Annotated in this window: 29 protein-coding genes; 17 read left to right on the forward strand and 12 right to left on the reverse strand. The window is 73.0% G+C overall.

Annotated elements, in window-relative coordinates; genetic code table 11:
* Positions 1 to 25: 25 nt before the first annotated feature.
* From S1361_RS36305 to S1361_RS36315, 3 genes are all read left to right on the forward strand, one after another.
* Complete coding sequence (locus tag S1361_RS36305; RefSeq protein WP_208036068.1) at positions 26 to 217, forward strand: hypothetical protein; 192 nt, start codon at positions 26 to 28, stop codon at positions 215 to 217.
* 120 nt (positions 218 to 337) lie between these two features.
* The gene (locus tag S1361_RS36310) at positions 338 to 520 is read left to right on the forward strand and encodes a hypothetical protein (protein ID WP_208036069.1); all 183 of its coding nucleotides are present in this window, start codon (positions 338 to 340) and stop codon (positions 518 to 520) included.
* A 78-nt stretch (positions 521 to 598) separates the two neighbouring features.
* Positions 599 to 1,489 carry an SDR family oxidoreductase gene (locus tag S1361_RS36315; protein WP_208036070.1) on the forward strand — a complete coding sequence of 297 codons (891 nt, stop codon included), beginning with the start codon at positions 599 to 601 and terminating at the stop codon, positions 1,487 to 1,489.
* A gap of 176 nt (positions 1,490 to 1,665) precedes the next feature.
* On the opposite strand, the gene S1361_RS36320 is transcribed toward S1361_RS36315, so the two are convergent.
* The 5 genes from S1361_RS36320 to S1361_RS36340 all read right to left on the reverse strand — a co-directional run bounded on the left by S1361_RS36320 (position 1,666) and on the right by S1361_RS36340 (position 5,802).
* A complete protein-coding gene (locus tag S1361_RS36320) occupies positions 1,666 to 2,265 on the reverse strand; it encodes a 2'-5' RNA ligase family protein (protein WP_208036071.1) in 600 nt (199 codons plus the stop codon).
* Positions 2,266 to 2,283: 18 nt separating this feature from the next.
* Positions 2,284 to 3,546 carry a PP2C family protein-serine/threonine phosphatase gene (locus S1361_RS36325; RefSeq protein ID WP_425088121.1) on the reverse strand — a complete coding sequence of 421 codons (1,263 nt, stop codon included), beginning with the start codon at positions 3,544 to 3,546 and terminating at the stop codon, positions 2,284 to 2,286.
* Entirely contained in the window at positions 3,543 to 4,346 is an 804-nt protein-coding gene (locus S1361_RS36330; protein WP_208036073.1) for an alpha/beta fold hydrolase, read from the reverse strand. Before S1361_RS36330 ends, S1361_RS36325 begins: the two co-directional genes overlap by 4 nt.
* 99 nt (positions 4,347 to 4,445) lie before the next feature.
* Positions 4,446 to 5,216: a polysaccharide deacetylase family protein gene (locus S1361_RS36335; RefSeq protein ID WP_208036932.1), complete on the reverse strand. Its 771-nt coding sequence runs from the start codon at positions 5,214 to 5,216 to the stop codon at positions 4,446 to 4,448.
* Between the two features lie 430 nt (positions 5,217 to 5,646).
* Positions 5,647 to 5,802, reverse strand: coding sequence for a DUF6131 family protein (locus S1361_RS36340; RefSeq protein WP_189979180.1), 156 nt, complete (start codon positions 5,800 to 5,802; stop codon positions 5,647 to 5,649).
* A gap of 248 nt (positions 5,803 to 6,050) precedes the next feature.
* Here S1361_RS36340 and S1361_RS36345 point away from each other — a divergent pair, with 248 nt between their 5' ends.
* On the forward strand, positions 6,051 to 6,923 hold the full coding sequence (locus S1361_RS36345; protein ID WP_208036074.1) for an SGNH/GDSL hydrolase family protein: 873 nt from the start codon (positions 6,051 to 6,053) through the stop codon (positions 6,921 to 6,923).
* 28 nt (positions 6,924 to 6,951) lie between these two features.
* Here the strand turns inward: S1361_RS36345 and S1361_RS36350 are convergent, their stop codons facing one another.
* Together S1361_RS36350 and uppS are read right to left on the reverse strand one after the other, a co-directional pair.
* A complete protein-coding gene (locus tag S1361_RS36350) occupies positions 6,952 to 8,361 on the reverse strand; it encodes an oxygenase MpaB family protein (protein WP_208036075.1) in 1,410 nt (469 codons plus the stop codon).
* Positions 8,358 to 9,110, reverse strand: a complete 753-nt coding sequence (gene uppS, locus S1361_RS36355; RefSeq protein ID WP_208036076.1) for a polyprenyl diphosphate synthase — start codon at positions 9,108 to 9,110, stop codon at positions 8,358 to 8,360. Before uppS ends, S1361_RS36350 begins: the two co-directional genes overlap by 4 nt.
* Before the next feature lie 234 nt (positions 9,111 to 9,344).
* Between uppS and S1361_RS36360 the strand changes: the two genes are divergently transcribed.
* Together S1361_RS36360 and S1361_RS36365 are read left to right on the forward strand one after the other, a co-directional pair.
* Positions 9,345 to 10,550: a serine hydrolase domain-containing protein gene (locus tag S1361_RS36360; protein ID WP_208036077.1), complete on the forward strand. Its 1,206-nt coding sequence runs from the start codon at positions 9,345 to 9,347 to the stop codon at positions 10,548 to 10,550.
* A complete protein-coding gene (locus tag S1361_RS36365) occupies positions 10,547 to 12,124 on the forward strand; it encodes an alpha/beta hydrolase (RefSeq protein WP_208036078.1) in 1,578 nt (525 codons plus the stop codon). The genes S1361_RS36360 and S1361_RS36365 overlap by 4 nt, the downstream gene beginning before the upstream one ends.
* Positions 12,125 to 12,291: 167 nt before the next feature.
* On the opposite strand, the gene S1361_RS36370 is transcribed toward S1361_RS36365, so the two are convergent.
* Positions 12,292 to 14,289 carry a glycosyltransferase family 2 protein gene (locus S1361_RS36370; RefSeq protein ID WP_208036079.1) on the reverse strand — a complete coding sequence of 666 codons (1,998 nt, stop codon included), beginning with the start codon at positions 14,287 to 14,289 and terminating at the stop codon, positions 12,292 to 12,294.
* A gap of 262 nt (positions 14,290 to 14,551) precedes the next feature.
* Between S1361_RS36370 and S1361_RS36375 the strand changes: the two genes are divergently transcribed.
* Positions 14,552 to 15,499, forward strand: coding sequence for a TIGR03619 family F420-dependent LLM class oxidoreductase (locus S1361_RS36375; protein ID WP_208036080.1), 948 nt, complete (start codon positions 14,552 to 14,554; stop codon positions 15,497 to 15,499).
* Positions 15,500 to 15,546: 47 nt separating this feature from the next.
* Here the strand turns inward: S1361_RS36375 and S1361_RS36380 are convergent, their stop codons facing one another.
* On the reverse strand, positions 15,547 to 16,287 hold the full coding sequence (locus S1361_RS36380) for a class I SAM-dependent methyltransferase (protein WP_208036081.1): 741 nt from the start codon (positions 16,285 to 16,287) through the stop codon (positions 15,547 to 15,549).
* Positions 16,288 to 16,602: 315 nt separating this feature from the next.
* Between S1361_RS36380 and S1361_RS36385 the strand changes: the two genes are divergently transcribed.
* Positions 16,603 to 17,163, forward strand: coding sequence for a DoxX family membrane protein (locus S1361_RS36385; protein ID WP_208036082.1), 561 nt, complete (start codon positions 16,603 to 16,605; stop codon positions 17,161 to 17,163).
* 328 nt (positions 17,164 to 17,491) lie between these two features.
* Here the strand turns inward: S1361_RS36385 and S1361_RS36390 are convergent, their stop codons facing one another.
* Complete coding sequence (locus S1361_RS36390; RefSeq protein ID WP_243769425.1) at positions 17,492 to 17,788, reverse strand: ArsR/SmtB family transcription factor; 297 nt, start codon at positions 17,786 to 17,788, stop codon at positions 17,492 to 17,494.
* Positions 17,789 to 17,858: 70 nt separating this feature from the next.
* Here S1361_RS36390 and S1361_RS36395 point away from each other — a divergent pair, with 70 nt between their 5' ends.
* The 5 genes from S1361_RS36395 to S1361_RS36415 all read left to right on the forward strand — a co-directional run bounded on the left by S1361_RS36395 (position 17,859) and on the right by S1361_RS36415 (position 22,030).
* Complete coding sequence (locus tag S1361_RS36395) at positions 17,859 to 18,248, forward strand: VOC family protein (RefSeq protein WP_243769426.1); 390 nt, start codon at positions 17,859 to 17,861, stop codon at positions 18,246 to 18,248.
* A gap of 163 nt (positions 18,249 to 18,411) precedes the next feature.
* Positions 18,412 to 20,043 (forward strand): phosphodiester glycosidase family protein, encoded by a 1,632-nt coding sequence (locus S1361_RS36400; protein WP_208036083.1) that lies wholly within the window; start codon positions 18,412 to 18,414, stop codon positions 20,041 to 20,043.
* Positions 19,994 to 20,332 carry an SUKH-4 family immunity protein gene (locus S1361_RS39605; RefSeq protein WP_243769427.1) on the forward strand — a complete coding sequence of 113 codons (339 nt, stop codon included), beginning with the start codon at positions 19,994 to 19,996 and terminating at the stop codon, positions 20,330 to 20,332. Before S1361_RS36400 ends, S1361_RS39605 begins: the two co-directional genes overlap by 50 nt.
* A 178-nt stretch (positions 20,333 to 20,510) precedes the next feature.
* Positions 20,511 to 21,497: an aldo/keto reductase gene (locus tag S1361_RS36410; protein WP_208036084.1), complete on the forward strand. Its 987-nt coding sequence runs from the start codon at positions 20,511 to 20,513 to the stop codon at positions 21,495 to 21,497.
* 161 nt (positions 21,498 to 21,658) lie between these two features.
* On the forward strand, positions 21,659 to 22,030 hold the full coding sequence (locus tag S1361_RS36415; RefSeq protein WP_208036085.1) for a hypothetical protein: 372 nt from the start codon (positions 21,659 to 21,661) through the stop codon (positions 22,028 to 22,030).
* A gap of 81 nt (positions 22,031 to 22,111) precedes the next feature.
* Here the strand turns inward: S1361_RS36415 and S1361_RS36420 are convergent, their stop codons facing one another.
* Positions 22,112 to 22,768 (reverse strand): nitrilase-related carbon-nitrogen hydrolase, encoded by a 657-nt coding sequence (locus S1361_RS36420; RefSeq protein WP_243769428.1) that lies wholly within the window; start codon positions 22,766 to 22,768, stop codon positions 22,112 to 22,114.
* Positions 22,769 to 22,875: 107 nt separating this feature from the next.
* Complete coding sequence (locus S1361_RS36425) at positions 22,876 to 23,115, reverse strand: hypothetical protein (protein WP_243769429.1); 240 nt, start codon at positions 23,113 to 23,115, stop codon at positions 22,876 to 22,878.
* A 222-nt stretch (positions 23,116 to 23,337) separates the two neighbouring features.
* Between S1361_RS36425 and S1361_RS36430 the strand changes: the two genes are divergently transcribed.
* The 4 genes from S1361_RS36430 to S1361_RS36440 all read left to right on the forward strand — a co-directional run bounded on the left by S1361_RS36430 (position 23,338) and on the right by S1361_RS36440 (position 25,978).
* The gene (locus tag S1361_RS36430) at positions 23,338 to 23,817 is read left to right on the forward strand and encodes a carboxymuconolactone decarboxylase family protein (RefSeq protein WP_208036086.1); all 480 of its coding nucleotides are present in this window, start codon (positions 23,338 to 23,340) and stop codon (positions 23,815 to 23,817) included.
* Between the two features lie 40 nt (positions 23,818 to 23,857).
* Complete coding sequence (locus S1361_RS36435) at positions 23,858 to 24,250, forward strand: RidA family protein (protein ID WP_208036087.1); 393 nt, start codon at positions 23,858 to 23,860, stop codon at positions 24,248 to 24,250.
* Between the two features lie 488 nt (positions 24,251 to 24,738).
* Positions 24,739 to 24,819, forward strand: a complete 81-nt coding sequence (locus tag S1361_RS40455; RefSeq protein WP_425088122.1) for a tryptorubin family RiPP precursor — start codon at positions 24,739 to 24,741, stop codon at positions 24,817 to 24,819.
* Positions 24,820 to 24,931: 112 nt separating this feature from the next.
* Positions 24,932 to 25,978: a cytochrome P450 gene (locus tag S1361_RS36440; protein WP_208036088.1), complete on the forward strand. Its 1,047-nt coding sequence runs from the start codon at positions 24,932 to 24,934 to the stop codon at positions 25,976 to 25,978.
* Positions 25,979 to 26,074 lie beyond the last annotated feature (96 nt).

Below are 26,074 nucleotides of genomic sequence, written 5' to 3' on the forward strand. Positions count from 1 at the left end.
CCGAGGGCAGTCTCCCGGCACCTCCATGCCTCACCCGGCCGGTGACCGGCACGCGATGCCGTACGACGATCTTACCAACCGGGACCCGACGGCGCCGGAGCACCGCCTGCCCACCGGTCACCGTCAACACCACCGGCGTGTCGGCGAGTTCGCCACGGAATCCCGGCTGTGCCCCACCGGGGTGGAGGACCCGGCGCCGGACGAGGCGCTGACCTGAATCGTCCGCCCTTGCCAGTACGAGTTTCCCAGTACCGCCAGTAACATGATCCCCTTGCTCTGGGTGTACCAGTCAGTCAACTCGGCGCCATCCCCGACGCCGCCCTGCCCGGAGAAGTCGATGTCTTCTGTCAACGACGCGTTGGACAACGCGCGCTTCACCTACGAGCAGCACATGCGGACGTGCCGTCAGTGCCATGTCGACGCCGCGCCCTGTGCCGTGGCGAAGCACCTCCTGCGGATCTACAACCTCGCCCGCAGGGACCACCTGCGCGCCGGCGGCCACCGCGAGCCCAGGGCCTGACCCGGACGGGCGCTTTTCATCCGGTGCGCGCAGGGAACCCGGTCGCCTGTCCCGTCCCCCGAGACGCAGGAGGCCACCGTGACGGACCAGCGGGGTGACCGGCCGAACCCGGTCACACAGCACGCCCGCCCCGACTTTCCCTCCCAGGACCAGCCGCATCCGGGCTGGACCGGCCCGATGGACCCGCCGCCCGACCACGGCGAGGAGTCCTACCGCGGCTCCGGACGTCTCGACGGCCGGAGGACGGTGATCACGGGAGGGGACTCCGGCATCGGACGGGCGGTGGCGATCGCCTTCGCCCGCGAGGGCGCCGATGTGCTCTTCACCCATCTCGACGAGGAGGAGGACGACGCCCGCGAGACGGCCCGGCTGGTGGAGGAGGCGGGACGCAAGGCGATCCCCGTGTCCTGCGACATCCGCGACGAGGACAACTGCCGGTCGCTGATCGAACGTGCGGTCGCCGAGTTCGGCCACGTCGACGTCCTCGTGAACAACGCCGCCTACCAGATGTCCCAGCCGGACGGCATCGAGGCGATCAGCACCGAGCAGTTCGACCGGGTGATGCGGACGAACCTGTACGGGATGTTCTGGCTGACCAAGTTCGCCCTGCCGCACATCCCGGCCGGGGGCTGTGTCATCAACTCCACGTCGGTGCAGGCCTACAAGCCCAGTCCGCACCTGCTGGACTACGCGATGACCAAGGGCGCGATCGTCACCTTCACCCAGGGGCTGGCCCAGATGGTCGCCGAGCGCGGCATCCGGGTCAACGCGGTCGCACCGGGGCCGGTGTGGACCCCGCTCATCCCGTCGACCATGCCGGACACGGCGGAGTTCGGAAAGCAGAGCCCGCTCGGCCGCCCGGCCCAGCCCGCCGAACTCGCCCCCGCCTACGTCTATCTGGCGTCCCCGCAGGCGAGCTTCATCACAGCGGAGATCCTCAACGCGACCGGCGGCACCCCGCTGCCCTGACCCGCGCACTGCCGCGCGGAGCGGTCGGCCGGCCCGGACCGGGGACCCGCCCAGGAGAGCCGGCGGCCACGCGGCGCCCTGCACGGCCACGAGGTCGCGTCATCGAGTGCTTATGGCCGGCACGCCAGGAAAGGCGCCCCCGGGCCGGGGCGCCTTTTCCGTGCCGGACCGGGCCCTCAGGCCTCCTGCGCCCGGTGCACCTCACCCGTGCCCAGGGTGATCACGGCCCGGGGCCGCATGGGCTCCTCGTCCCGCCGGGACAGCAGGACCACCTCCTCGACCACCGCCGACAGCGTGCCCAGCCGGGCGGCGCACTCGGCGGCCAGCCCCTTCGGATTCCGGGTGCGGCCCAGGGACAGGTGCGGGGTGAAACGCTCCCCGCGCCCCCGGCACAGCGGGAACCGCGACTCCAGCTCCCGGTGGAGCCGGGACCACGGTGCCGGATCCGCCGCGGCCGGGTCGAGCCACACCGTCGCGTAGTGCCGGTGCCGGAACCAGCGCACCCCGGCCAGCCGCGCCGGGAACGCCGCACTCCGTGCCGCCCCCGCCGAGAGCAGCGGCACGGCCCGCTCGAACTCCTCCTCCGGCACGAAACCGAACAGCAGGTTCACGTGCGGCGGCCACCGCCGTACCTGCGGATCGTGTTCCCAGCGGATCTCCTGGATCGCCGGCCACAGCTCCGGCGGCGGCAGCCAGGCCACCGCGGTCCGGGCCGTCGGCGCCACCTCCAGCACGTCCACCGGCTCGGCCCCGCCGCGCACCGGATACCCGTTCACACGCCCATGGTCCCAGGCTCAGCGGCCGGGGTGAGGCGGGCGCCCCAGGGCCAGGAGAGCCGTGTCGTCGTCGAGTCCGTCGCCGAAGCTCAAAAGGAGACGGATGAGGGCGTCGACCACGGTGCGCGGGGCAGCGGGGGCGAGCTCGGTGGCGAACGCCTGCAGCGCGTCGTAACCGTACAGGCCGCTCTTTCCTCCCGTACGCGCCTCGGTGAGGCCGTCGGTGTACAGCAACAGGGTGTCGCCGGGGTGGAGAGTGGTGCGGATGGTCGTGAAGGAGGCTTCGAGGAAGGCCCCGATCAGCAGTCCGCCGGGTGTCGGCAGGTACTCGGCCCGGCCGTCCGCCCGGAGCAGCAGCGCGGGCGGGTGCCCGCCGGAGGCGAGCAGGACGCCGACGCTCTGCCCCGCGGGTTCCAGGATGCCGAAGACGGCGGTGCAGTACCGCGGGTCCCCTTCGGCGTACCGCTCGAGCAGTGCGGCGTTGAGGGTGGACAGCACGGCTTCGGGACCGAGACCGTGGAGTGCCGCGGCGCGCAGGGTGTAGCGCACGAGCGAGGTGACGGCTGCCGCCTGCGGGCCCTTTCCGCAGACGTCGCCGAGGAAGAACGCGAAGCGCTCGTCGCCGAGGGGGAACAGGTCGTAGAAGTCACCGCCCAGCCGTATCGGGGAGGCCGTGTGGTAGTACGCGGCCGTCTCCATGCCGGGCACGGTCGGCAGACCGGCCGGGAGCAGACTCTGCTGCAGTACCGCCAGTGCCTCGCGCAGCTGCTCGCGGTCGGCCTCCGCCTGGCGCAGGGCCTCCTCGGCCGTGCGGCGTGCGCGCAGCAGCTCGGTCTCGTAGGAACGCCGGTCGGTGGCGTCGAAGACGGTCGTGCGCACCAGCAGGGGACGGCCGTCGGCGCCGCGCTTCACGGTCGATGTGATCAGTACCGGAAGCCGGGACCCGTCCGCGACCTTCATCTCCAGCGCGATACCACCGACCTGCCCCTGCATGCGCAGCAGCGGTGCGTAGTGGGTCTCGTGGTAGAGCTTGCCGCCCACGGTCAGCAGGTCGGTGAAGCGCCTGCGGTGCACGACCTCCTCCCGGGCGAGGCCGAGCCAGTCCAGCAGCGTCCTGTTGACCTTGACGATGGTGCCGTCCATCAGGGTGGACAGGTAACCGCAGGGGGCGGACTCGTACAGCTCCTCCGTGCTGTCCTCCAGCAGGGCGGTGACATCCGTACCGATGTGTGGCCGTGCCTCCCGAGGGGGTCCGGGAGCCGGGCCGGAGGGAGACATCAGGCCAGGTCTTCCAGGAACGTGGTGATGGCCCCGGTGGTGGCTTCCGGGGCACTCAGCTGCGGGCAGTGGCCCGTGGCGGCCAGGGTGACCAGGCGGCTGCCGGGAACGGCCGCGTGGACGTACGCGCCGACCTCCCGGGGCGCTATCACGTCCTGCTCGCATTCGAGGACGAGGGTGGGGACGGTCACCGTCTTCAGGTCCTGACGGGTGTCGGAGAGGAACGTGGTGCGTGCGAAGACGCGCGCGATCTCCGGGTCGGTGGCGCAGAAGCTGTTGGCCAGTTCCTCACCCAGTTCCGGCCGGTCGGGGTTGCCCATGATGACCGGGGCCATGGCCGCGGACCAGCCGAGGTAATTGGCTTCCAGCGACTCCAGCAGTTCGTGGATGTCCGCCGCGGTGAAACCGCCGCGATAGCCCTCCTCGTCGATGTACGAGGGGGAGGGACACACCATGACCAGAGAGCCGATACGGTCCGGGGCCCCCGCGGCCGCCAGGACACCGACCATGGCGCTGACCGAGTGGCCCACGAACACGGCGTCCCGCAGGTCCAGCTCCTCGCACACGTCCACCACGTCCTGGGCGTAGCCGTCCAGGGTCGCGTAGCGCTCCTCCCGCCAGGCGGCCAGGTCGGAGCGGCCGCAGCCGACGTAGTCGAACAGCACGACCCGGAAGTGCCGCGCCAGGCCGGGCGCCACGAGGCGCCACATGTTCTGATCACAGCCGAAACCGTGTGCGAGGACCATGGCCCGACCGGACTCCGGCCCGAAGACGCGGACGTTGTTCCTGCGGAGGATGTCCATCCTTTCATCCTCGCACGTCGGAGGCGGCCTGGAGGCTCCATGATCGATTCAGTGCCTGCCCGGACCCGCCCGCGCCGCCGACTGCGGACGAGTACCGTCTCAGCGCACCGGGAAGCCGCACGCGTACCCCTGCTGCTTCAGCCAGGGCAGCAGGGTGCGCAGCGCCGTCACCGTCTGGGAGCGGTCGCCGCCCGCGTCGTGGAAGAGGATCGTGGGCCCGTTCTTGAGCTCGCCCTTGACGGTCGCGATGATCGCGGCGCTGCCCGGCCGCTCGAAGTCCTTGGAGTCGACGTTCCAGCCCAGGGGCCGCATACCGTGGGAGGCCGCCAGCTTCCGGCTGTACGGGGTGAAGGCGCCGCCCGGGGCCCGGTAGTACATCGGACGGACGCCCCCCGACGCCTTGGTGATCTGCCGTTCCGCGTCGACGATCTGCTGCGCCTGGTAGGACTCGGACTTGGTGTCCATGGTGGTGTCGTGCGACACGGTGTGGTCGCAGAGCCGGTGCCCGGCGGCCACCACCTGCCTGACCAGATCCGGGTGCGCCTGGGCCTGGGTGCCGACCATGCAGAACGTCGCCTTCACGCCGTTGTCCCGCAGCACCTGGAGCACCTGCGGGGTCCAGACCGGGTCCGGGCCGTCGTCGATGGTGATGTTGACCGCGTGCTCGCCGCGGTCGGAGGCGTGGGCGATGGCCACGGAGACGGGCGCCGCCTTGGGCGCGGCGGGCCGGGCGGCCCCCGGTGCGGCGGACCCGCCGCCGCTCTGGCCGGCCTGCGCGGACCACACCGAGGTGGCGGCGGCGACCGCCGTGACCCCCACCGCCGCCGCTATCACCCGGCCGTACCATCCCCGTCCGCCATGCCGCGCCATGTCCGTCCCGCCCCCTGCCGTGTCCGCCTTGTGCCGTGCCGATGTGCTCGGCATCAGGCAGGACGGTGAGGGGCAGGCAGGGGATCCCGCTGTTACGGATCACGGACAATTCCGCGGCGCTTCCGCGACAGTGGCCCGGCGCGCGGGGCCCGGAGACACCCGGTCGTCCCGTGCGACGTGTTGCGGCAGGGGGGAACCGGCGTCCTCGTTCGGCACATCACCGTGCGCGGCCCCCGGCATCGGGGAAGTCGCCCCACCCGCGGCATGGTTCGGCCCCGAGGCCGCCGGCTCAGGCACGGTCGACGCCCCCGCCCGGACTCCCCGCGCACGCCCGCGGCCCGCCGGACGTCCCTCCGGTGGGCCGCAGCTCATTCCCTGCCGCGGCGGGTACTGAAGGACAGCACCCGCCGGAGGGATCACATGTCGCCGCTCACCAATAGTGGCGCCGTCCGGCGACCGCGTGGCCCATGGCCCCCATGATCCACAGGATGGCTCCCACCACCAGCAGGATCACGCCGATGGTCCACAGGATGGATATGCCTGTGAGGAAGCCGATGATGAGCAGGATGATGCCGAGGGCGATCATGACGTGCCTCCAGCCGGTGAAGGTGGTGCTCCTGCCGTACGGGTGCCCCGGATGCGGACGGATTATCAGGCCGTCCGTCTTTCAAAAGTTCTGTCGGCAAAGTTGACTCCGCGCGGCGGCGGCCTCAGATTACCTAGCGGTAGTACCGCCGTCTCGTGGCCGCCCCGCACACCCCTTCCGCTCGTTCGAGCCGCCCCGTTCTCGCGATCCACCACGCCCACGGCACCGCCATGCCCGGCTGTCTCCACATGCCCCTGCATGCCCTGCGCCGCGTCCTCACCGCGACCTCCGCGGCCGTCGGCGCGCTGGCCCTCGGCCTCACCACGACTCCCGCCCAGGCCGCGACACCCCTGAACTACGCCGCCCTGGGGGACAGTTACAGCGCCGCCTCCGGGGTCCTCCCCGTCGACGTCACCAGCCCGCTCTGTCTGCGCTCCACGGCGAACTACGCCCATGTCATCGCCGCCCGGACGACGGCGCGCCTGAGGGACGTCACCTGCGGCGCCGCCCGGACCAAGGACTTCACCGAGGCGCAGTGTCCCGGCGTAGCCCCCCAGACGGACGCGGTCACCGCGGACACCGACCTGGTGACCCTGACGATCGGCGGCAACGACAACGGCACCTTCGTCCACGCCGTCACCGCGTGCGGAACCGCGGGCATCCTCAGCGGTGGCCGGGGCAGCCCGTGCAAGGACCGGTACGGGTCGTCCTTCGACGACGAGATCGACGCGCACACCTGTCCCGCGCTGACGTCCGCGCTCCGCGGCGTGCGCGCCAAGGGGCCCCGGGCCAGCGTGACGGTGCTCGGCTACCCGTGGATCACCCCGCCCACCAGCGACCCCTCCTGCTTCGTCAGACTGCCGGTCGCCACCGGCGACGTGCCGTACCTGCACGCCCTCCAGGCGCACCTCAACGCCGTGGTCCGGCGCGCCGCCGAGGAGACGGGGGCCACCTACGTCGACTTCGCCGAGGCCTCCGCCGGGCACGACGCCTGCCGGCCCGTCGGCACCCGGTGGACCGAGCCGCTCCTGTTCGGCCAGAACGTGGTCCCGGTCCACCCCAACGCCCTCGGCGAGCGGCGCATGGCCGAGCGCACCCTGGACGTCCTCGGCCTCGGCTGACCGCTCACCGCCGCACCGGAGCCGCCGGTCAGGCGTCGGCGAGCAGCGGGTCGTAGGGCGTCGAGCGCTCCCGGCCCGACATGAAGGCCAGGAAGTCCCGCACGAACGCCCCACGCGTGTACGTGCCGTCCGCGCCCGGCATGTCCCGGCGGAACCCAGTGCGGAACAGCGTCCGGTACTCGTCCGCGTCCACCCGCTGGTCGCCGTTCGTGTCGGTGACGTCGAAGAGCACCTCGGCGACCCTGATCAGCGCGGGACCGGCGAGGGACGGCACGGCCGCCGCGTACTCCGGGGCGCTGACCCGGCCGTCGCCGTCGGTGTCGAGAGCCGCCTGCAGCTCCCGCCACCATGCGGCGAAAGCGTCGTACAGCCGCGTCTCCGCCGGCTCGTCCAGGTCGAGACGGCCCGCGATCTCCCGTGCCATGGCGGCGAGATCGGGCCAGTCCAGGTAGCCGTCCCCGGTCTGGTCCAGCACCTCGGTGAAGAACTCCGCCACGCCGCGCCGCGACACGGTTCCGGCGCCGGGATCCGGCTCGGGCGGAAGCGGGGCGAGCAGCCGGACCAGAGCCCCGGCCCGCTTCATCCGGTCCCGCAGCGCGCTGATCGTCCGGGCGCGGGGGTCGTCGCCGTCGGGGGAGAGGGAGAGCAGGCCGACGACGGCCTCGGGCCGGATCCAGCCCTCCGGCAGGAAACGGGCGAGGCCCGCGCCCAGATAGACGCCCTGCATCAGGGTCTGCGCACCGGGCAGTTCGGGCAGCCCCGCCTTCCGGCGGAACGACTCCGGGAGGGACGCCACGGTGATCACACCCAGCAGCGGACCGCCGATCGCGCGGCCGGCCGCCCACAGGGTGGGCACACCGTGCAGCAGCGGCGGGGCCGGCAGATGGTCGAGGAGCCGATAGAGGATGATCCGCATCGCCTCCGTGTTCTCCAGCTCCTCCTCCACCACCCGGTCGTAGTACGGCCAGAACTCCCGCACCGTGGGCGGCAGTCGGTCCGCGTCGCCGTCCAGGGCGGCGAGATACGCCCGGAACCCGGCGTACAGCCGCTCCATCGCGGTCTGCTCCAGCGGCTGCCCGCTGAGCCGGCACATCGTGACGCTGCTCTCGAAGAGCGTCGCGACCACCCAGGCCCGCACCACGGGATCCAGCGCGTCGTAGGGCCGTTGGTGCGCGTCGGTGCCTTTCAGCCGGGCGTGCAGCCGGTTGAGCCGCGCCGCCTCCCTGCGCCGCACCTCGTCGTCGGGCCCGAACATGCGCTGCAGACTCACGATCGTGTTGCGCAGCCGGCGCCACGGGTGGGTCACGAACGTCGAGCTGTCGAGCAGGGCCGCGCCGACCTGTGGGTGCGCGGCCTCCAGAACGGTCGCCCGGAGGACGGCCGGCGCCCAGCGCGGATCGTTGAAGAACTCCTGGAACTGGCTGTCCGTAGCGGTCACGCTGGTCGTTCTCCGTTCGCGTTCGGCGGCACGCCACCGAAGCGGCGGTCGCGCTGCTGATAGGCGTGCAGACACTCCAGGAAGTGGGGCGCGCGGAAGTCGGGCCAGAGGACCGGCGGGAACATCCACTCCGCGTAGGCGACCTGCCAGAGCATGAAGTTGGAGATGCGCTGCTCCCCGGAGGTCCGGATGACGAGGTCCACATCGGGTGTGTCGGGAAAGGGCAGGTGCGCGGCGAAGCTCCGCTCGTCCACGGCCTCGGCCGGCACCCCGCTGCGGATCAGGGACCGCGCCGCCGCCACGATGTCGCCGCGCCCGCCGTGATCGAACGCGACGGTCAGCGTCATGCCCCGGTTCTGTCCGGTCAGCGTCATCAGATCGGCGAAGTCCCGGGCCAGCGCCGGCGGAATGCGCGGATCCGCCACGCCGAGGAACCGGCAGCGGATCCCGCGTACGTGCAGCAGCGGGGCGTGTTTGCGCACGACGCGGCGCACCAGCCGCATCAGGAAGTCGACCTCGGCGCTCGGGCGCTGCCAGTTCTCGGTGGAGAACGCGTACAGGCTCAGCCATTCCACACCGGCCGTCCGTGCCGCCTCGATGACGTCGATCACCGTCGTCTCCGCCGCACGGTGACCCGACGTACGCGGCAACGACCGCCGCGCCGCCCAGCGCCCGTTGCCGTCCATCACACAGGCCACGTGCCGCGGCACCCGCCCGACGGCACCGCCGGCGGCCTCCCCAACCGTCATGCCTGCCCCCCAGCGGCAACGAGCGGATCCCTTCGTCCCGCCCAGGGTGTCAGCCCACGGCTCGGCGGGACGGCGCGAGCGCCCCGGGTTCACCCTTGGTACGCCTGTCCGACCGCGCCGGCAGCTGCCGGGACCGGGGGTTCGCCTCCGCACGTTCACTGGTGCCGGCCCCCGCACCGAATCGCCTGCCTGCCGGAGTGAGCGCGCTGCGGGCGGTGTCTAGCGTGAGGTCGCATGGCGATCTCCTTACCCGGTTCCGTACTCCGCCGGCGTACCGGCCTCGCGGCCGTCACCCTGGCCTGCCTGCTGACCGCCGCCCCGGCCGCCGCCGCGCAGCCCGCACGGGACGCGCCCCGCGCGTGCGGCCCGCACCCGGCGCTCAGCCGGTCCGTGCACCACCTGGTGACACACGACCGGATCGCCGGCGCCGCGGTCCTGGTCACCGGCGCCGCCCCGGACGCGCCCTGCGCCCGCTGGACGGCGAGCGACGGCGTGGCCGATCTGCGCACCGGCCGCCCCATGAACACCACTGACCGGCTGCGCGTCGGCAGCGTCACCAAGACCTTCACCGCGACCGTCGTCCTGCAGCTCGCCGCCGAGCGGCGGCTGTCCTTGGACGCGCCCGTCGAGCGCTACCTGCCGGGCCTGATCCGGGCGGGCGGACACGACGGCCGCCGGATCACCGTGCGGCAGCTCCTCCAGCACACCAGCGGACTGCCCGACTACCTCGACGCCCCCGAGTGGCAGCACATCGAACGGCTGCGGTACCGCCACTTCGAGCCGCGCCGCCTCATCGCCCGCGCCCTGCGGTTGCCACGCCCGGAGCACACCTGGCACTACGCGACCACGAACTACCTGGTCGCCGGGCTGATCGTGCGCGAAGTCACCGGGCACGGCCCGGAGGCGGAGATCACCCGCCGCATCATCGCGCCGCTGGGCCTGCACGACACCTACTGGCCGGGCGACGACCCGCGCATCCGGGGCCCGCACTCGCACAGCTACTTCACCGCCGGGGACGGCCGCCGGGTGGACGGCACCGACTGGAACACGACCTTCGGCGGAGTCGGCGGCGCCCTGGTGTCCACCCCGGCCGACCTGACCCGGTTCACCACCGCGCTGTTCACCGGTCGGCTGCTGCCCGCACCCCAACTCGCCGAGATGCGCCGCACGGTGGCCGCCGACCCCGACCGGCTCTGGCCCGGCGCCCGCTACGGCCTCGGCCTGATCTCCTCACCGCTGTCGTGCGGCGGCACCTGGTGGGGGCACGCCGGGACCGTGCCCGGCGGCCACCGCGCGCTGGTCGCCACCGGCCCCGGCGGGCGCACCGTCGCCGTCGCCCTGAACGAGGTGCCCGCCACCCTCCAGGCCGAACTGGACTTCCTCGACGTCGTCGACAAGGCCCTCTGCGAGGGCACGTCCACCGAAAGGACACCCGCATGACCCGCTCCGCCTTCCCGGCCGGCGGCCGGCGCCCACGCCGCCTCCTCTTCCGGGGTGCGACAGCCGTCGCCCTGTCCCTGGCGGGCGCGCTCGCCCTGGGCGCCGGCCCCGCCTCACCCGCCGCGGCCCGGCCGGCCGCCGACCCCCTCGCCCGCTACCACCACCAGCACCTCCACTGGAAGAGCTGTCTGCTCGGCCCCGACGACGCCACCGGCAAGGAACTCGAACAGGCCGGCGCCCAATGCGCCGACGTCACCGTGCCGTTGGACTACGCCCGCCCCGACGGCCGTACGATCACCGTCGCGATCTCCCGGATCCGGGGCACCGGCACCGCCCACCGGGCCGGCGCGCTGCTGCTCAACGGCGGCGGGCCCGGCGGACAGACGATCGGCGATCCACCGTGGGTCCGCAAGGCCATGAGGGACGTCGCCGCCCGCTACGACGTCGTCGGCGTGGACCCCCGCTTCGTCGGCCGGAGCACCCCGCTGGACTGCCAGTGGCCCACCGGCAGCATGATCCGCGGAGCCGGTGCCGGCCGGGCCGGCTTCGACCGCATGGTCTCCTTCGCCGCGGACCTGGCCGACCGCTGCCGCACCCGTGCCGGTGACCTGCTGCCGTACGCCGGCACCCGGAACACCGCCCGCGACATGGACGTGGTCCGCGCCGCCCTGGGCGAGCGCAGGATCTCCTACCTGGGCTATTCGTACGGCACCTACCTCGGCCAGGTCTACGCGACGATGTTCCCGCAGCGCGTCGACCGGGTCGTCCTGGACGGTGTGGTGGACCCCGCCCGCTACAGTCCGCGGCTGCTGCGGGGCACGGAGCAGGTCAACCGGCACGCCCTGCGCGACTGGGCCGACTGGGCCGCGGCCCACCACGCGGCCTACGGGCTGGGACGCACCCGGAGCGCCGTCCTGGGCACCGTGGAGGCGGTCCGTGCGACCGCGGCCCGCACCCCCCTGCGCGTGGGCGGCTACCGGGTGGACGACCACGTCCTGCCCGTCATCGTCTTCAACGGACTCTCCCAGGACAATCCCCAGGCCTACGGCGACTTCGCGCAGGGCGTGCGGGACCTGCGGCGCGCCGCCGGGGGGCGGACGGTCACCCCGTCCCCGTGGCTGGCCTCGGCACTGGAGTTCCTGCTGACCGGGCACGAGTCCGCCTACGGCAGTGCGCAGGCGTCCATCCTGTGCGGGGACGCGGCCGCGCCCCGCGACCCGGAGACGTACTGGCGCGATCTGCGGCGCGCCGGGACGGGGGACCGGCTGTTCGCGCCCGTCACGAACGACATCAACCCGTGTGCCTTCTGGGACCCGCCGCGTGAACGCCCCACCACGATCCGGGACGACCTGCCGGCCCTGCTCGTCAACGCCACCGGCGACCCGCGCACCATCTACCGCGGCGCCGCATCCGTGCACCACCGCTGGCCCAGTTCCCGCCTGGTGACCCTGCGCGGAGCCGACCAGCACGCGGTGTACGGCGTCTTCGGCAGCGCGTGCGTGGACACCACCGTCAACACGTACCTGGCGACCGGGCGCCTCCCGGCCCGGGACACGACCTGCGCCCGGCGCTGACCCTCGCGAGAACCAGGCCGCGCCCGGCGGGGACACGGCCCGGACCGCTGAGACCCGCTGGGAACGACGGGACCGAAGGCGATGCCGCTCGCCCGGTCGTCCACGTGACGCGGCCCGGGACCTCCGCGCGGGCTGGTCTTTCCCGTCGCGCCGGCCGGGCCGTCCCGCTACCTGAGGCGGTTGGTGAGTGCCTTGACGAGGTCCGTCCGCGCGACCTTGAGGGCGAAGCGGTCGGTGGCGCCGGGGAGGGGCCGGGCGTACCAGGGCAGTGCGAGGCGGCGCCACTTGGCGGGGGCCAGACCCGCGGGGAGCGCGGGCAGCGGCGCGGCCCACGGTCCGAGCCGCAGCTCACCCGTCCAGACCCCGGCAGGGAGCGCGTCGACCGGCACGGTGACGTGGAAGGCACCGTCGGCGGCGATGTCACGGACCGCGAACGTGACGGTGGTGCCGGTGCCGTCCTCCAGGGCCAGAGCGAGGGCGTCCGCGGGGTGTTCGGCCAGGCCCAGCCGCCCGCCGACGCGCAGCTCGGTGGGGGAGCCGTCGGCCCAGCGGATGTCCTTGTCGACGCGCAGGAGCGGCCGCACCTTGTGCTTGAGCTCGCCGAGTTCGAGCGTGAAGTTGCCGTACGGCTTGGTGGTGTAGAGAGTGACGGCGCGCAGGCCCTCGCCGGTGACGAGCACGCGGGTGCTGGGCTCGCCGGAGACGTTCTCGGCGCGCTTGCTGCCGATCCGCACCTCCTTGCTCAGCCCCTGGGCGCCGACCGCGAGGGAGATGTCCCACAGCCCGTCGGCGAGCGGCTCGCCGTCGGCGGCGGTCGCGATGTCGACGGTGGCCTCGAACCCGGCCAGGTCGTACTCGTACGAGCCCTCGTCCTCGTCCGCGCCCAGACCCGGCGTCGCGGTGTGCGTGACGGGCAGCCGGTACTCGGTCTTGCTGTCGCGTTCCCGCAAGACCAGTTCGGTGCTGACGTCCCGCGTCGCCACGCGGTGCAGGTAGCCGTGTCCGGCCAGGTGGAGCACGCCGCCGTCCATCTCGGCGCGGCTGACGCGGTGGCGGAGGCCGAGCTGCGCGGTGACGTCGTAGCACAGGTCGGGGATCGCACGCTCGGGGTCGCGCAGGAACGGGTAGCGGGCCAGTGCCCGGCCGTTCTCGACCAGGACCGGGGTGGCGGCCTTGGACCGGGCGAGCCGCTTCTCGAACGCCACGAGTTCCAGCACCTCGTCCAGCATGCGGTGGCGCACCAGGTGCAGCCGCAGCCGGGCCATGGCCGAGAGCTGGTCGTTCATGCCCTCGTGCCACAGGGGCTCGATTATCTCCGCGAGCCGGTCCAGCGTCTTGAGCTGCGTCTCGCGGGGCTCGTGCACGAGGTGTCCGGCGAGCAACTGCTGGACTTCCACGGTCAGATGCCGGTGCGCCAGGTGGTCGCGGCCCGGACCGGGCGGCACGAGCTCCAGGATCATGTCGACCATGCGGGGCAGGAACTGCAGCCGCCGCTGCGTCCCCTTGAGCCGCAGGGTGATGTTTCCGTCGTCCTCGCGCTGCACCCAGTACAGGCAGTCGTAGTCGGCGACCACGGAGATGCCCGAGGCGTGCAGGTAGGCCGCGCCGACGAAGAGCTGGTCCTCGCCGATGGCCAGGTCGGTGGGGAAGCGCAGCTCGTGCCGCTCCAGCAGCTCCCGGCGGAACAGCTTCATCGGGTTGAGCGTCCAGTACACACGGGAGGAGAACACGTCCGTGCGCGGCTGGTTGCGCTTGAACATCGACGTGGGAGCGCCCCGCCCGCCGACCCCGACCATCTTGCCGAGCACGACGTCGGTGCCGTTCTCCTCGGCCATCCGCACCATGCGTTCCAGCGCCTCGGGGCCGAGACGGTCGTCGGCGTCCAGGAAGAACACGAACGTACCGGTCGCGTGGTCCAGCCCGACGTTGCGCGGGGCCGACGGACCACCGGAGTTCTTCTGCCGGAAGACGCGCAGCATGTCCGGGTAGACGCCCTTGAGACGCTCCAGCTCGTCGGCCGTGCCGTCCGTGGAGCCGTCGTCCACGACGATGACCTCGAGCCGCTCACGGCCGATGCTCTGCTCCGCGACCGAACCGATGCACTGCGTTAGATACGGCATCGCGTTGTACGCGGCGATGACGACCGAAACGGTGGCGCCAGGCATGAATACGCGCTCCAAAATACCGGGCAACCCGGGGCGGCTTCGAGTTTTTCTGTGAACCTACCATGACCAGGGAGTGTCGCTAGAACGGACGATCGGTGAAGCCCCCGTCCGCCCCGCTGACAGGGGCGGAGATCCCGTGGACGGACGGTCACACGCCGCTGCCGGCCCCGGACGACGATGTACCGGCGCGGGAACGGTCCCACGGCTGCGGTGCTCCTCGGCGTCCCGGCCGGGAAGAACCAGGCGGAGTACGGGAGTCGGGGTGGGCGACAGGGCGGTCCGCCGACCGTCGAATCGTCACCGTACCGCCACCGGAAGGCGACCTCATGCCCCTGCTGCGCCTCGGCGTCTCCCTGCAACCGCGCCGGCCGCTCGACGACGGCACGGCGCGCTCCGCGCCGCGCGCCGTGCCGAAGACCTGGGCTTCGACCACGTCGCGGTCGGCAACCGCCTCCTGGACAGCGGTTTCGGCCTCGACACGGACCCGCTCGTGCTGCTGGCGGCCGTCGCCGGGGCGACCACGCGCCTGCGGCTGCAGACGTCCGTGCTCGTCGCGCCGTACCACCCGGCACTCGTCCTCGCCGACCAGGCCGCCACCCTGGACGGCGTCTCCAGTGGCCGGCTGCTCCTGGGCGTCGGCACCGGCTGGAGTCCGGACGAGTTCGCCGCCGTCGGTGTGCCCGCCCGTGAACGCGGTGCACGCACCGACGACCACCTCGCCGCCGTCCGGGCGCTGTGGCCCCGGCGCCCCGCGGACTTCGACGGGCCGTACACCACCCTGCGCGCGGCGCACCTCGGAGTGCCCCCGGTCACCGCCGGCGGTCCGCCCGTGTGGGTCGGCGGCCACAGCGACGCCGCCCTGCGCCGCGCGCTGCGGTTCGGCGACGGCTGGTACGGCACCGGCGCCGACGCCGCGGAGATCACCGACGTGCGACGCCGCCTGCGCGGACTCGCCGGCACAGCGGACGCCGACCGCCTCACGCTCGCCACGGCCGCGTTCCTCACCCCGCCCGGTCTCCCGGCGGCGGTCACGGCACCGGGACGGCCGCTCGGCGGCAGCGCGCCCACCGCGGCGAGCGTCGCCGACGACCTCACCCGGCTCGCCGAGGCAGGGATCACCGCCTGCACCCTGTGGCTGCCCGTCGCCGCCGAGCACGTCGAGGAGGCCATGGAGTGGATCGCCGCCGAGGTGGTGCCACGGCTCCCCTGACACGGCTGCCGTCGACCGGCGATCCGTCCAGTGCCCCGGGACGCGGGTCAGGCGTGCGTCGTGAGGATCATGTACGGGGCGATCCGGGTCTCCGCCGCGGTCTCCTCGGCTGCGCCGTCGGCGGGGAGGGTGGGCAGCTCCACGGTGGGGGAGGGGAAGCCGGCCTCGGTGAGCAGGGCCCGGTACCGGTCGAGGGAGCGGTGGTACGTGACGCCGGTCATCGCGCTGCCGTCGCGCAGGCGCAGCAGCGTGGCCACGGCGTCCCCGTCGCGGTACACGGCGCCCGGCTCGCCGTGCCGCAGGGTGGAGAAGACCACGCCGGTCGCCGCCGGGTTGAGGTCGGCCAGGACGTACGGGGCACCGGGACGCAGGACCCGGCGGATCTCGGCGGTGAGGCCGGCCAGCCGGTGGTCGTCGGGATCCGTGCAGTACACCAGGCAGCACACGGCGGCATCGACAGTGCCGTCGGCGAGCCAGTCCAGGGACCGGCCGTCGAACAGGCGGTAGGAGACACGGGGGTGCGCCCGGTCGGCACGGGCGATGTCCAGCATGTCCGCCGAAGGATCGACGCCCTGGACCGTCCACCCGCCGGTTGCCGCGAGCCGCGCCGCCACCGCGCCGGTGCCGCAGCCGATGTCCAGGGCCAGCCGGCCGGGGCCGGAGCTGCCGGAGAGCCGTTCCAGGACGGCGGGGAAGATCAGTCTCTCGGCCAGCCGCATGTCGCGGTCCCGGTAGGCGCCGGCCGCGGCGGAGGTGTCCCAGCCGAGGGGGTCGTCGTCGGCGGTCAAGGTCGCTGCCTCCTGCTGCGCTGAAGCCGCTCCCGGACGAGGGAAGCGGGGGTTCGCCCGGCAGCCTGGCACAGGGCACGGGCCGGGCCGGGACCGGCGGGGGCCGATTCCCCCGACAGCGGGCGCGCTGCGTGGACGGTTGACGGCGGGGCTGTGCACGTACGCCCGCCCCGGATGCACGACACCGCCCGCGACGGAAGGATCGTACGGGGGCGTGCCCCACGACGCTGCGTGGAGCCGACCCTCCACCGGTCGCTCGGCAGCCGTCCGAGCTGGGGGAAACGCCCGCTCTGGCCCTCCCACCGGAGCAGTGTCATGTCGATCAAGCGCATTCTCAACCGTTCCGCCCCCGCCGATCCACCGGCCGCGCGTGCTACCGCGACCGAGCCCTTCGCGACCGCCGCCGACTGCGGCCTGCTGCTCCTGCGGCTGAGCTTCGGCCTGTTCATGGCCGGGCACGGGGCTCAGAAGGTCTTCGGGCTCTTCGGAGGCGATGGCCTGACGGCGACCGCCAGGGGCTTCGAAGCGCTGGGCTACCGCCCGGGGAAGCTCTTCGCCGTGATCGGGGGCCTGTCCGAGCTGCTCGGCGGCCTCGGCCTGGCCCTCGGGCTGCTCACACCGCTCGCGGCCGCCGCCCTGATCGGCGTCATGATCAACGCGATGGCCACGGTCACCGGTGCGCACGGTGCGTGGGACGCGGACGGCGGTGTGGAGTACAACGTGTGCATCGCCGTCGCCGCCCTGGCCGTCGCCGCCATCGGCCCGGGCCGCCTGTCCGTCGACCGCTTCTTCCCCTGGGGCAGGGGCGGCTGGGGAGAGGCCGCGGTCGCCCTCGGCCTCGGCGGCCTCGGGGCGGCGATCACGCTTGCCCTCTAGGACGGGCGTGCCGGGGCTTTGATGGTGATCACCCCAGGCCGTCGGGCCCCGGGCCCCGTAGCCGCCGCCGTGCACGATGCCCGCCGCACCGTCACGCCGCCGGTCCCGCAGTATCAGCTCCCCTGCGCTCGCCATTTCGGCAGTGCGGCCCGGATGGCGAGCGTGACCGGCTGGTCCGCGCCGAGCAGCCGCTCGCGGTCGGCCACCACGTATGCCGCGCGGACCACCCCGGCTCCGTGGCAGCCGGACGCACCCCGGCGATGTGACGCCGGGACGCTCGGGGGCGGCCCCGCGCCGCATGGCCGACCGAGCCGGCACCCGCCGGTGCTCAGCGCCTGCCCTCGGCCAGTACGGCGGCGAGGAGTCCGGGGAAGCGGGTGTCGAGGTCGGTGCGGCGCAGGGACATCAGGCGGGCCTTTCCCGCCCGGCGGGTCCGGGTGATTCCGGCTTCGCGCAGGATCCTCCAGTGATTGGACAGCGTCGACCGGGGCACGTCCACGCCCTCCGGGCTGCACGCGCTCTCGCCGTTCTCGGCCATCCGGCGGACCAGTTCCAGCCGGACCGGATCGCCCAGTGCGTGCAGCACCGCGGCCAGGTCCGGTTCTCCACGGTCGGGTCGTGCCACCGGTCCTCCTCGTCCTCACCGCGCAACACCCTTAGTATGCAGCTCACTTCAACGTTTCGGGAAAGTCGAAATGATCCAGGAGATGGTCATGCCGGTGCTCGCCACCCTCGCCCGCGTCTACGTAGACGACCTCGACGCCGCCCTGCCGACCTTCGTCGAACTCACCGGGGAGCAGCCGCGGCTGCGGTTCACCTACCGCGACCTGCACCTCGCGAGCGTCGGCGGTTATCTGCTCCTCGCGGGCACGGAGGAGGCCCTGGCCCCGTACCGCGGCACCCACGCCACCACGATCGTCGAGTCCGTCGACGAGGTGCTGCGCATCGCCGAGCGGCACGGCGGGGAGATCCTCGACGGGCCGAACGAGGTACCCACCGGCCGCAACCTGACCGTGCGTCACCCCGGTGGCGCGACCATCGAGTACGTGCAGTTCCACGCGACCGCAGGGTCCGCGTTCGCCTGAGCCGGCCGGCCGATGACGGGCTGGTGCCGGCGAGTTCACATGCCTGTTGCGATCCCTTTCGTTCGCGAGACAGTGGATGTCACGTACGGCACGTGAAGTGGGCCTCGTGTCAAGGTGTGCTCGGGGCACGGTCGCCCCCCGACCATTGATGAGGTGCATGTGCATGCGTCGTACCCGCATCCGGGGTGCTGCACGGCGCTCCGCTCGTGTCCGTGCCCGGCTCGCGGCGACGGTCGTGCTCGCCCTCACGGCCCCGGCCTTCCTGCCCGGCCCGGCGGAGGCGGGTCCGGCGCGCACGACGGCGACCGAACAGTGGACGACGCAGACCGTCGCTCCCGGCGTCACGGTCCGCACCGGTGTCCTCCGGCACCCCGGCACGCGGCATTCCTGGACGGTCACGGTTCAGGCGCCGACCAGCAGCCGGTGGAGCACCAACGATCCGGACGCGCCCGTGACCTGGGCCGAGGTCTCCACCCGCAGCTGGGCTGACGACACGGCCCGCAAGCTGACCCACTCAGGCTTCGAGCCGCGCGTGGAGAGCGTGCAGTGGCCGTCCTACGCCGACACTCCGCACGGACTGATGGGGTACCGGGTCCGGGTCGGCCGCTTCGCCACCCAGGAGGAGGCGCGGACGGCCGCGTCGGCGGTCACCGCGGCCGGGTTCCGCACGACTGCGTCGTGGACCGGGTACGACATCCAGGAGCCGGCCGACCTGGAGAACGTCCACGTGGCGGTGATCGACCCCAAGACCTTCGACGGAAGCATCGAAGCCACGCACGACGGCAATGTGGCACAGCGCGAGACCACCTCGGCGGTGGCGCGCAAGCTGCACTCCCTGGTCGCGGTCAACGGCGGCTTCTTCGTGCTGTCACCGGGCGACGGCGTACCGGGCACCATGTCCGGGATCGGCGCCTACCGGGGGGAACTCGAGTCGATGGCGGCCGGATCCCGGTCCGCGCTGCTCTTCGAGGACGGTGGCCGCACCGTCCGGATCGCGGACCTCACGAGCACCGCCACCGCCCGGGCGGGCAAGGCCGCCTACGCGATCCAGGGCATCAACCGGGTCCCCGGCACGCTCCGGGACTGCGGCCGCCCCGGCAGCACGCCCAGCGAGCTGCCCTGGCAGGACGTGACCTGCCGACTGGCCGACGACATGGTCCGGTTCACCGACGCCTTCCGGGCCGACCTGCCGACCGGACCCGGAGCGCAGGTCGTGCTGGACGCGTCCGGCCGTGTCGTCTCCGTCGGCGCCCGCGGCGGCCGCGTCCCCGAGGGCGGGCTTGTGCTGCAGGGCATCGGCAGGGCGGCCGACTGGCTGACGGCGCACGCCGAGCGGTACAGCCGGATCAAGGTCAGCGAGGTCGTCCGCACCGCCGAGGGCCGGCGCGTCGCACTCGACGGCGACGACTCCGTCGTCAGTGCGGCGCCGACGCTGGTGAAGGACGGCCGGATCGACATCGACGCCGCCGCCGAAGGCGTGGTCGACCCCGAGTACACCTCCTTCGGATACGCCTGGGCCAACGTCCGTCAGCCGCGCACCATGGCGGGCGTCGACAGACGGGGCCGGCTGATCCTCGCGACGGTGGACGGCCGGCTGAAGAACGGCAGCGAAGGATTCACCCTGTACGAGGCCGCCGCGTTCATGAGGTCGCTCGGTGCCGTGCAGGCGATGAACCTCGACGGCGGCGGCTCCACCGCGATGGCCGTCGACGGCACGCTGGTCAACCACCCGTCCGACGCGACCGGTGAACGCGCGGTCGGAGACACCGTCCAGGTCCTGCCCGCGGCGGACTGACGTCCACCGGGGCTGTGCATCGGCCGCGGCACGCCGGCGTCCGGCCGCGCCGGCCCGGCCGCCGGGTCCGACACGGACGAAGGCCCACGCCTCTCTCTGGCTGCACCAGCGGGAGCAGGCCCTCGACGAGGAGCACGGCTTCAGCCAGGACTTCTACCACCAGCTCGCCGACACCATGATCGAGGTGCCGGCCGCGGTCGACCCGACAGCCTGCCGCCCTGCCGAGGCCCCGGACGGCTACCGGTACTGGCCGGAGGTCTTCCACGACGAGGCGGGAGGCGTGCTGTGACGCCGTGCGCAGTACGCGCCACGCACCCTTGACCTCCCGCCCGGGAACCCCGGGCGGCGTCCCACGCCACCACAGGCCGACCGCAGCCTCGGCGTCCGCCCGTTGCCCCCTTTGACATGGAGTGCACTCCAGCACATAGCGTCCTGGGAAACGATCATCGAGCCCAGGAGGCAGCAGCATGACCGACGTCCCCACCCGGTATCTGGGTGAACTGGCCGTCTCCGCGCAGGGACTGGGCTGCATGGGCATGAGCCACGGCTACGGCGCCACGGACGACGCGCAGTCGACAGCCACCCTGCACCGCGCCCTCGACCTCGGCGTGACCTTCCTCGACACCTCCGACTTCTACGGCTTCGGGCACAACGAGGAGTTGATCGGGCGGGCCATCGCCGGGCGGCGCGACGAGGTGGTGCTGGCCACCAAGTTCGGCTTCGCCAACCGCCTGGGCGAGCCCACCCTGATCCGCGGCGACGCCGCCTACGTACGCCAGGCGTGTGAGGCATCCCTGCGTCGCCTCGGTGTCGACCACATCGACCTCTACTACCAGCACCGCGTCGACCCGCAGGTGCCGATCGAGGAGACCGTCGGCGCCATGGCCGAGCTGGTGCAGGCCGGCAAGGTCCGTCACCTGGGGCTGTCCGAGGCGGGCGCGCAGACCATCCGGCGCGCGCACGCCGTGCACCCGATCTCGGCGCTGCAGAGCGAGTGGTCGCTGTGGACCCGGGACCTGGAGGCGGAGGTCGCCCCGGTCTGCCGCGAGCTCGGCATCGGCCTGGTCCCGTTCTCGCCGCTCGGACGGGGCTTCCTGACCGGACGGTACGACTCGCTCGACGGCCTGGCGGAGACCGACGTACGGCGCACCCAGCCGCGGTTCGCCGACGGCAACCTCGAACGGAACCTGGCGATCGTCGCGAAACTGAACGAGCTGGCCGCGGCGAAGTCCGTCACCGCCGGCCAGCTCGCCCTCGCCTGGGTGCAGCACCGCGGCGAGGACGTGGTGCCGATCCCCGGCACCCGGCGGCAGCGGTACCTGGAGGAGAACCTCGCGGCACTGGACGTCGAGCTGACACCGGAGGACCTCGCCGCGATCGAGGCCGCCGCCCCGGCCGAGCAGATCGTGGGCGACCGCTACGACGCGAACAGCCTCACCTTCGTCAACCGCTGACACCGCCCGGCACTCCGCTCCCGGACGGGCTACGGCGGCCGGCAAACCCGGTAAGCGGATCGAGGACCGGGGAAGGCTGGGTACACGGCGTACCCGGTCTTCCCCGTCCCGGGGAGGAACACACAGGCCACCCCGTCAGCGCCGTGAAGGAGGCACACCCTATGCGCTCGATCAGGAGGAGCATGGCCGCGGGCCTGCTGGGGGCCGCTGCGCTGGGCCTCTGGGCCCCGGCCCACGCGGTCGCCGGCACCGGTGCCGGCGGCGTCGACGCCGCTCAGCCATCGGTGACGTACTGCGGGCCGGACCAGGCCACCGGCCTGGCGGTGTCGGCCGACCGGACCGTGTCCTGCGCCACGGCTCTGCAGGTGGCGGGCGCCTACAACGAGGCCGCCTCCGGTGCGCGGGACGCATCCGCGACGGTCCGTGTCGGCGTGACCGCGTGGAAGTGCCAGGAGCGTCAGGGCGACCCGAACCCCTACCGGGAGTGCGTCGACGCGAGCGACAGCGGCCGCCGGGTCATCCTCTCGTCCTGACCGGCACCCCTGGCGGCACGTGCCGCCAGGGCCGCGCCGGACAGCGTGCCGTCACCGTCGACGGCGGCACGCCGTTGCCGGTCAGCGGCCGCCGACGGCCGTGCGGGCGGACTCGTCGACGCGGAGCGTGAAGACGTCCGGGCGGGCGTAGTGGCCGGTCGGGTCGAAGTCGAAGCGGGCGCGGGCGAGGTCGTCGAGACACCTCGCCGAGCGGGGAGACGATGACGGAGCCCCCGCCGATGAGGACGGTGTCGGGCTCGTCGCCCTGGACCGGGTGCACGTCGGAGGGCAGGGCGGTCGGCATGAGCTTGCCGTGCAAGCCCAGGCAGCCATCGGCCCGAAGACGAGAGCGACGCAGTACAGGGTGCCGCCGTGTCGCCCGACGGCGCCGACGACGGCGTGGCAGCCGAGGTCCCGCGTGACAGCGGCCAGGGTGTCGACCTCGGGGCCGGGGACGTCGACGGCGGCGGCGTGGTAGCGGCGGAACAGGTCACGGCCGACGGGGGTCCGGCTGCCGACCGTGATGCCGAAGTCCGCAGGACCACGACCTCGGCGCCCCGCGCACCGGCCGCCTCCCGGAGCAGCTCCACCGCGCGGGCCGGCGACGGCAGACGTGTCGAACGACGGGGTGGCCGCCTGGACGGCGGCGGCGGTCACGGTACGGCGGGACGCGTGGGCCGTAGCGGCGGGGGGCACCGGGGAGGCCATGCCCCTGGAGACCAGGCGGACACCGTCCACGCCGGCAGTCCGGACCCGACGGCGACCCGGCCGCCGCTGTCCGTGCCCCGGTACACCGTCACCACGGTTCCTGCTGCTCGCCTCATCCAGGTCGTTCTCGGCTGGGGTTACCGCGCCGGATCCTCCTCTGCGCGCCGGACCGCCTTCTTCACCGCCTGCTCCAGCTCGTACCGCGACATGCCCTCGCGCGTCGAGTGCTCGGTCACCGCAGCCTGGAACGCCTCGGCCGCCCGTCGCCAGGCCCGCCACTGAGCGTCGTACTCCTCACCGCTCAGGCCGGCCAGCTGCGCGCGCTCCGCTTCAGCGGAGCGTTCCATTTTGACCAATTCGTCGGGAATGTCTGCCATACCTGGATGCTATGCACGGCGCCACCGGGGTGCCCGTCAGCACCGCCGCGGGGTCGGTGCTGTGTGCCGGGATGCGGCCCGGCCGCCCAGGAGTCCGGAAGTCTCCGGCCCGCACCGGGTGGGCGTGGGGTGCTCTGGACCGGAGCGGCGTCGAAACCTCGGTCACCGACGCCCCGAGCATGATAGTTTCGCGTTCAACAAATCTGTCCGGAGGAGTGCAGGTTGACCAGTCCCGTACCGGCCGGCACCGCCCGGCGGATCTTCATCGACAAGCAGAGCCCGAAGGCGTACCACGCACTGGTGCAGACTTCGGAGACGGTCCGGGCGGTCGCCGCCGACGCAGGCCTGGACCGGGTCCTGGTGGAACTGGTCAACCTCCGTGTGTCACAGCTCAACGGCTGTGCCTACTGCCTGCACCTGCACACCCGGGCCGCGCTGCGGGCGGGCGACACCCCGCAGCGCCTCGGAGTGCTCGCCGCCTGGCGCGAGACCGACCTGTTCACGCCGGCCGAACGCGCCGCCCTGGCCCTCGCCGAGGCGACCACCGCCGCGGCCGACACCGCCGCCCAGGACACCGCATGGGCGGCGGCGCGGGACGTCCTGACCGAGGACCAGATATCGGCGGTGACCTGGGTGGCGGTCACCATCAACGCCTTCAACCGGGTTTCGATCATGAGCCGGCACCCGGTGCGGGCCGAGTAGCGCTTGGACGTGCCGACGCCGGTCACCTAGCGTTCGGCGCATGACGGAACGACGCGCGATCCTCAGCGGCTCCACCTTCGAGGAACAGATCGGTTACGCCCGCGCCGTGGTCGACGGGGACTGGGTGCACGTCTCCGGGACCACCGGCTTCGACTACACCACCATGACCATCTCCGACGACGTGGTGGAGCAGGCCGAACAGTGCCTGCGCAACATCGGGGCCGCGCTGGCCGAGGCGGGGTGCGGCCTCGCCGACGTGGTGCGGGTGCGTTACCTGCTGCCGGACCGCGCGGACTTCGAGCCCTGCTGGCCGGTGCTGCGCCGCTGCTTCGGCGAGGTCCGGCCCGCCGCCACCATGCTGGAGTGCGGCCTCGCCGACCCCCGGATGAAGATCGAGATAGAGGCGTACGCCCGCCGCCCCGCCGCGGGCTGAGCCGCCGACCCCGACGACCCCCCGCCCCCCGCGTCCCCTGAGCCCCCCTGGGTGCCGTGCCGTCCGCGCCGGGAAGGCCGATGCCCGCCGGGCGAAGGCCCGTCGGTGCAAGGTGGCCTTGTCCGGTGGGTGATCACGGCGGTGCGTATCCGGTCAATGTGGCTTCGCCGCTCCCGTCGGCCGAGGTGCGACGGGCGTCCGCTCTCGGTGACCGGCCGTCCGGCATTCGGGCGGTCGCCGCCGCCCGTCACCAGTGCGGTGAGGTCCCGGCGGCGGTTCGGTTTCCCTCGGCCTCTCGGCGTGTCAAACCGGAGCGCCGGTGACCGGCGAAAGTCCGAAATCGACTACGGCGCAGGGGCTTTGAGCGCCCTGGTGATTAACCGGTGAACGGTCGCGGGAAGGTTCCGGGGTGTCGCCGACACGTGATCTTCACCGGCTGGTCCGGACCGACGCGTGTCATCCGTCCGCCCCCGAGGGGAGGTGCAGTGATGAAGCTTCTCTTCGCCCTTCGCAACCGCGTTGCCGCCGCCAAGAGCCTCAAGGCCAACGCCTGGTACTTCTGGTACTGATCCGCACCGCTGTGGCGCCGACATCGTTGTCCGGCCGAACCGCGGCGCGGTCCGGCCGGACAGCGGTGTCCCGTCGACTCTCCGCAGCCCCCGCCCCCGTACCGGAGCAGCCATGCCGCCGTCATCCACCGCGCGTGCGCGCGCCACCGTGTTCGCCCCACGGCTCGCCGCGCTCCTCGACGACCACCTGGGCCAGGACGTCTTCCGGCTCGAACCCGACACCGTCGGCGTCGCGGGGCACGAGGTCGCCGACCGCATCCTGGCCGCACGCCGGGCCACCGAGACCGAACGCCCCACCTTCAAACCGCTGCACGGGCGTTCCATCACCCGCACCGAGGCCTCGGCGGTCACCCGCACCGTCGGCAACGACGTACGCGACGCCCTGGCCAGACCCCTGCCGCAGGACGTGGACCTCGCCGGCCCCTGGCCGCTGACCGGACACCTCTTCCTGCGTGACCTGATACTCGGTCAGGATCCTTACCGACTGCGCATGCTGATGAGCCGCAACCTCGAACTCACCCCGAAGCTCACCTGGTCGGTGATCGCGGTCGGGGCCGCCCTGCCCGGCTGGCCCCGGCCGGACGCCCGGCTCACCGGCCTCGCGAACCGTGCGGCGCGGGCGCGGGGGTACCAGGAACGGCGGTACGTGATGGGTCTGTACCGCAGGGCCGCGGCCCCCGTGTGCTTCACCGTCTCCACGCTGGTGACCAACGCCCTCTGGCTCGGCTCCCCGTTCGACGACGGCACGTCCAACCGGAACATCATCTTGGAGGCGCTGCGGCTCCTGCCGCCCTCGTGGAACATCCTGCGCAACGCCTCACCCGAGTACCCGGCCGTCGACGGCCGCATCGGCGAGCGGGACGACGTCCTGCTGCTGCCGCTGCTGTCCCACCGGGACCCCGCCCTCTGGGACGACCCCGACGCCTTCCGCCCGGAACGCTGGGACCGCCTCGACCCCGACACCACCCCCGGCTACCTGCCCTTCGGGCACACCTCGGAGCGCTGCTGGGGCCGGCACATGGTCATGCCGCTGGCCGAGCTGCTGCTGGACCTGATCCGCGGCTCCGGGCTGGTGGTCGATCCCGCGCAGCGGGTCGGCCGGGTGCCGCTGCTGGGGCTGCTGGGCGTGGAGGAGGTACGGCTCACACGGCCGCGCTGACGGGGGGAGGGCCGGCGGGGGCCGTCGGCGGGTGCAGGCCACGATCGACGTCATCGAGTCGGTGCCCGGAGAGCCGCCGCTCGTCGCCGCTCCCAC

The organism is Streptomyces cyanogenus, from assembly GCF_017526105.1.
GTDB lineage: Bacteria > Actinomycetota > Actinomycetes > Streptomycetales > Streptomycetaceae > Streptomyces > Streptomyces cyanogenus.

Bases quoted from the DNA above. Each gene is read 5' to 3' on its own strand.
- S1361_RS36330 (WP_208036073.1), bottom strand. From the start codon at position 4,346: ATGGACATCCTCCGCAGGAACAACGTCCGCGTCTTCGGGCCGGAGTCC.
- S1361_RS36335 (WP_208036932.1), bottom strand. From the start codon at position 5,216: ATGGCGCGGCATGGCGGACGGGGATGGTACGGCCGGGTGATAGCGGCG.
- S1361_RS36400 (WP_208036083.1), top strand. From the start codon at position 18,412: ATGCGTCGTACCCGCATCCGGGGTGCTGCACGGCGCTCCGCTCGTGTC.
- S1361_RS36360 (WP_208036077.1), top strand. From the start codon at position 9,345: ATGGCGATCTCCTTACCCGGTTCCGTACTCCGCCGGCGTACCGGCCTC.
- S1361_RS36410 (WP_208036084.1), top strand. From the start codon at position 20,511: ATGACCGACGTCCCCACCCGGTATCTGGGTGAACTGGCCGTCTCCGCG.
- S1361_RS36435 (WP_208036087.1), top strand. From the start codon at position 23,858: ATGACGGAACGACGCGCGATCCTCAGCGGCTCCACCTTCGAGGAACAG.
- S1361_RS36395 (WP_243769426.1), top strand. From the start codon at position 17,859: ATGATCCAGGAGATGGTCATGCCGGTGCTCGCCACCCTCGCCCGCGTC.
- S1361_RS36310 (WP_208036069.1), top strand. From the start codon at position 338: ATGTCTTCTGTCAACGACGCGTTGGACAACGCGCGCTTCACCTACGAG.
- S1361_RS36340 (WP_189979180.1), bottom strand. From the start codon at position 5,802: ATGATCGCCCTCGGCATCATCCTGCTCATCATCGGCTTCCTCACAGGC.
- S1361_RS40455 (WP_425088122.1), top strand. From the start codon at position 24,739: ATGAAGCTTCTCTTCGCCCTTCGCAACCGCGTTGCCGCCGCCAAGAGC.
- uppS (WP_208036076.1), bottom strand. From the start codon at position 9,110: ATGACGGTTGGGGAGGCCGCCGGCGGTGCCGTCGGGCGGGTGCCGCGG.
- S1361_RS36415 (WP_208036085.1), top strand. From the start codon at position 21,659: ATGCGCTCGATCAGGAGGAGCATGGCCGCGGGCCTGCTGGGGGCCGCT.
- S1361_RS36425 (WP_243769429.1), bottom strand. From the start codon at position 23,115: ATGGCAGACATTCCCGACGAATTGGTCAAAATGGAACGCTCCGCTGAA.
- S1361_RS36305 (WP_208036068.1), top strand. From the start codon at position 26: ATGCCTCACCCGGCCGGTGACCGGCACGCGATGCCGTACGACGATCTT.
- S1361_RS36370 (WP_208036079.1), bottom strand. From the start codon at position 14,289: ATGCCTGGCGCCACCGTTTCGGTCGTCATCGCCGCGTACAACGCGATG.
- S1361_RS36365 (WP_208036078.1), top strand. From the start codon at position 10,547: ATGACCCGCTCCGCCTTCCCGGCCGGCGGCCGGCGCCCACGCCGCCTC.
- S1361_RS36440 (WP_208036088.1), top strand. From the start codon at position 24,932: ATGCCGCCGTCATCCACCGCGCGTGCGCGCGCCACCGTGTTCGCCCCA.
- S1361_RS36345 (WP_208036074.1), top strand. From the start codon at position 6,051: ATGCCCCTGCATGCCCTGCGCCGCGTCCTCACCGCGACCTCCGCGGCC.
- S1361_RS36385 (WP_208036082.1), top strand. From the start codon at position 16,603: ATGTCGATCAAGCGCATTCTCAACCGTTCCGCCCCCGCCGATCCACCG.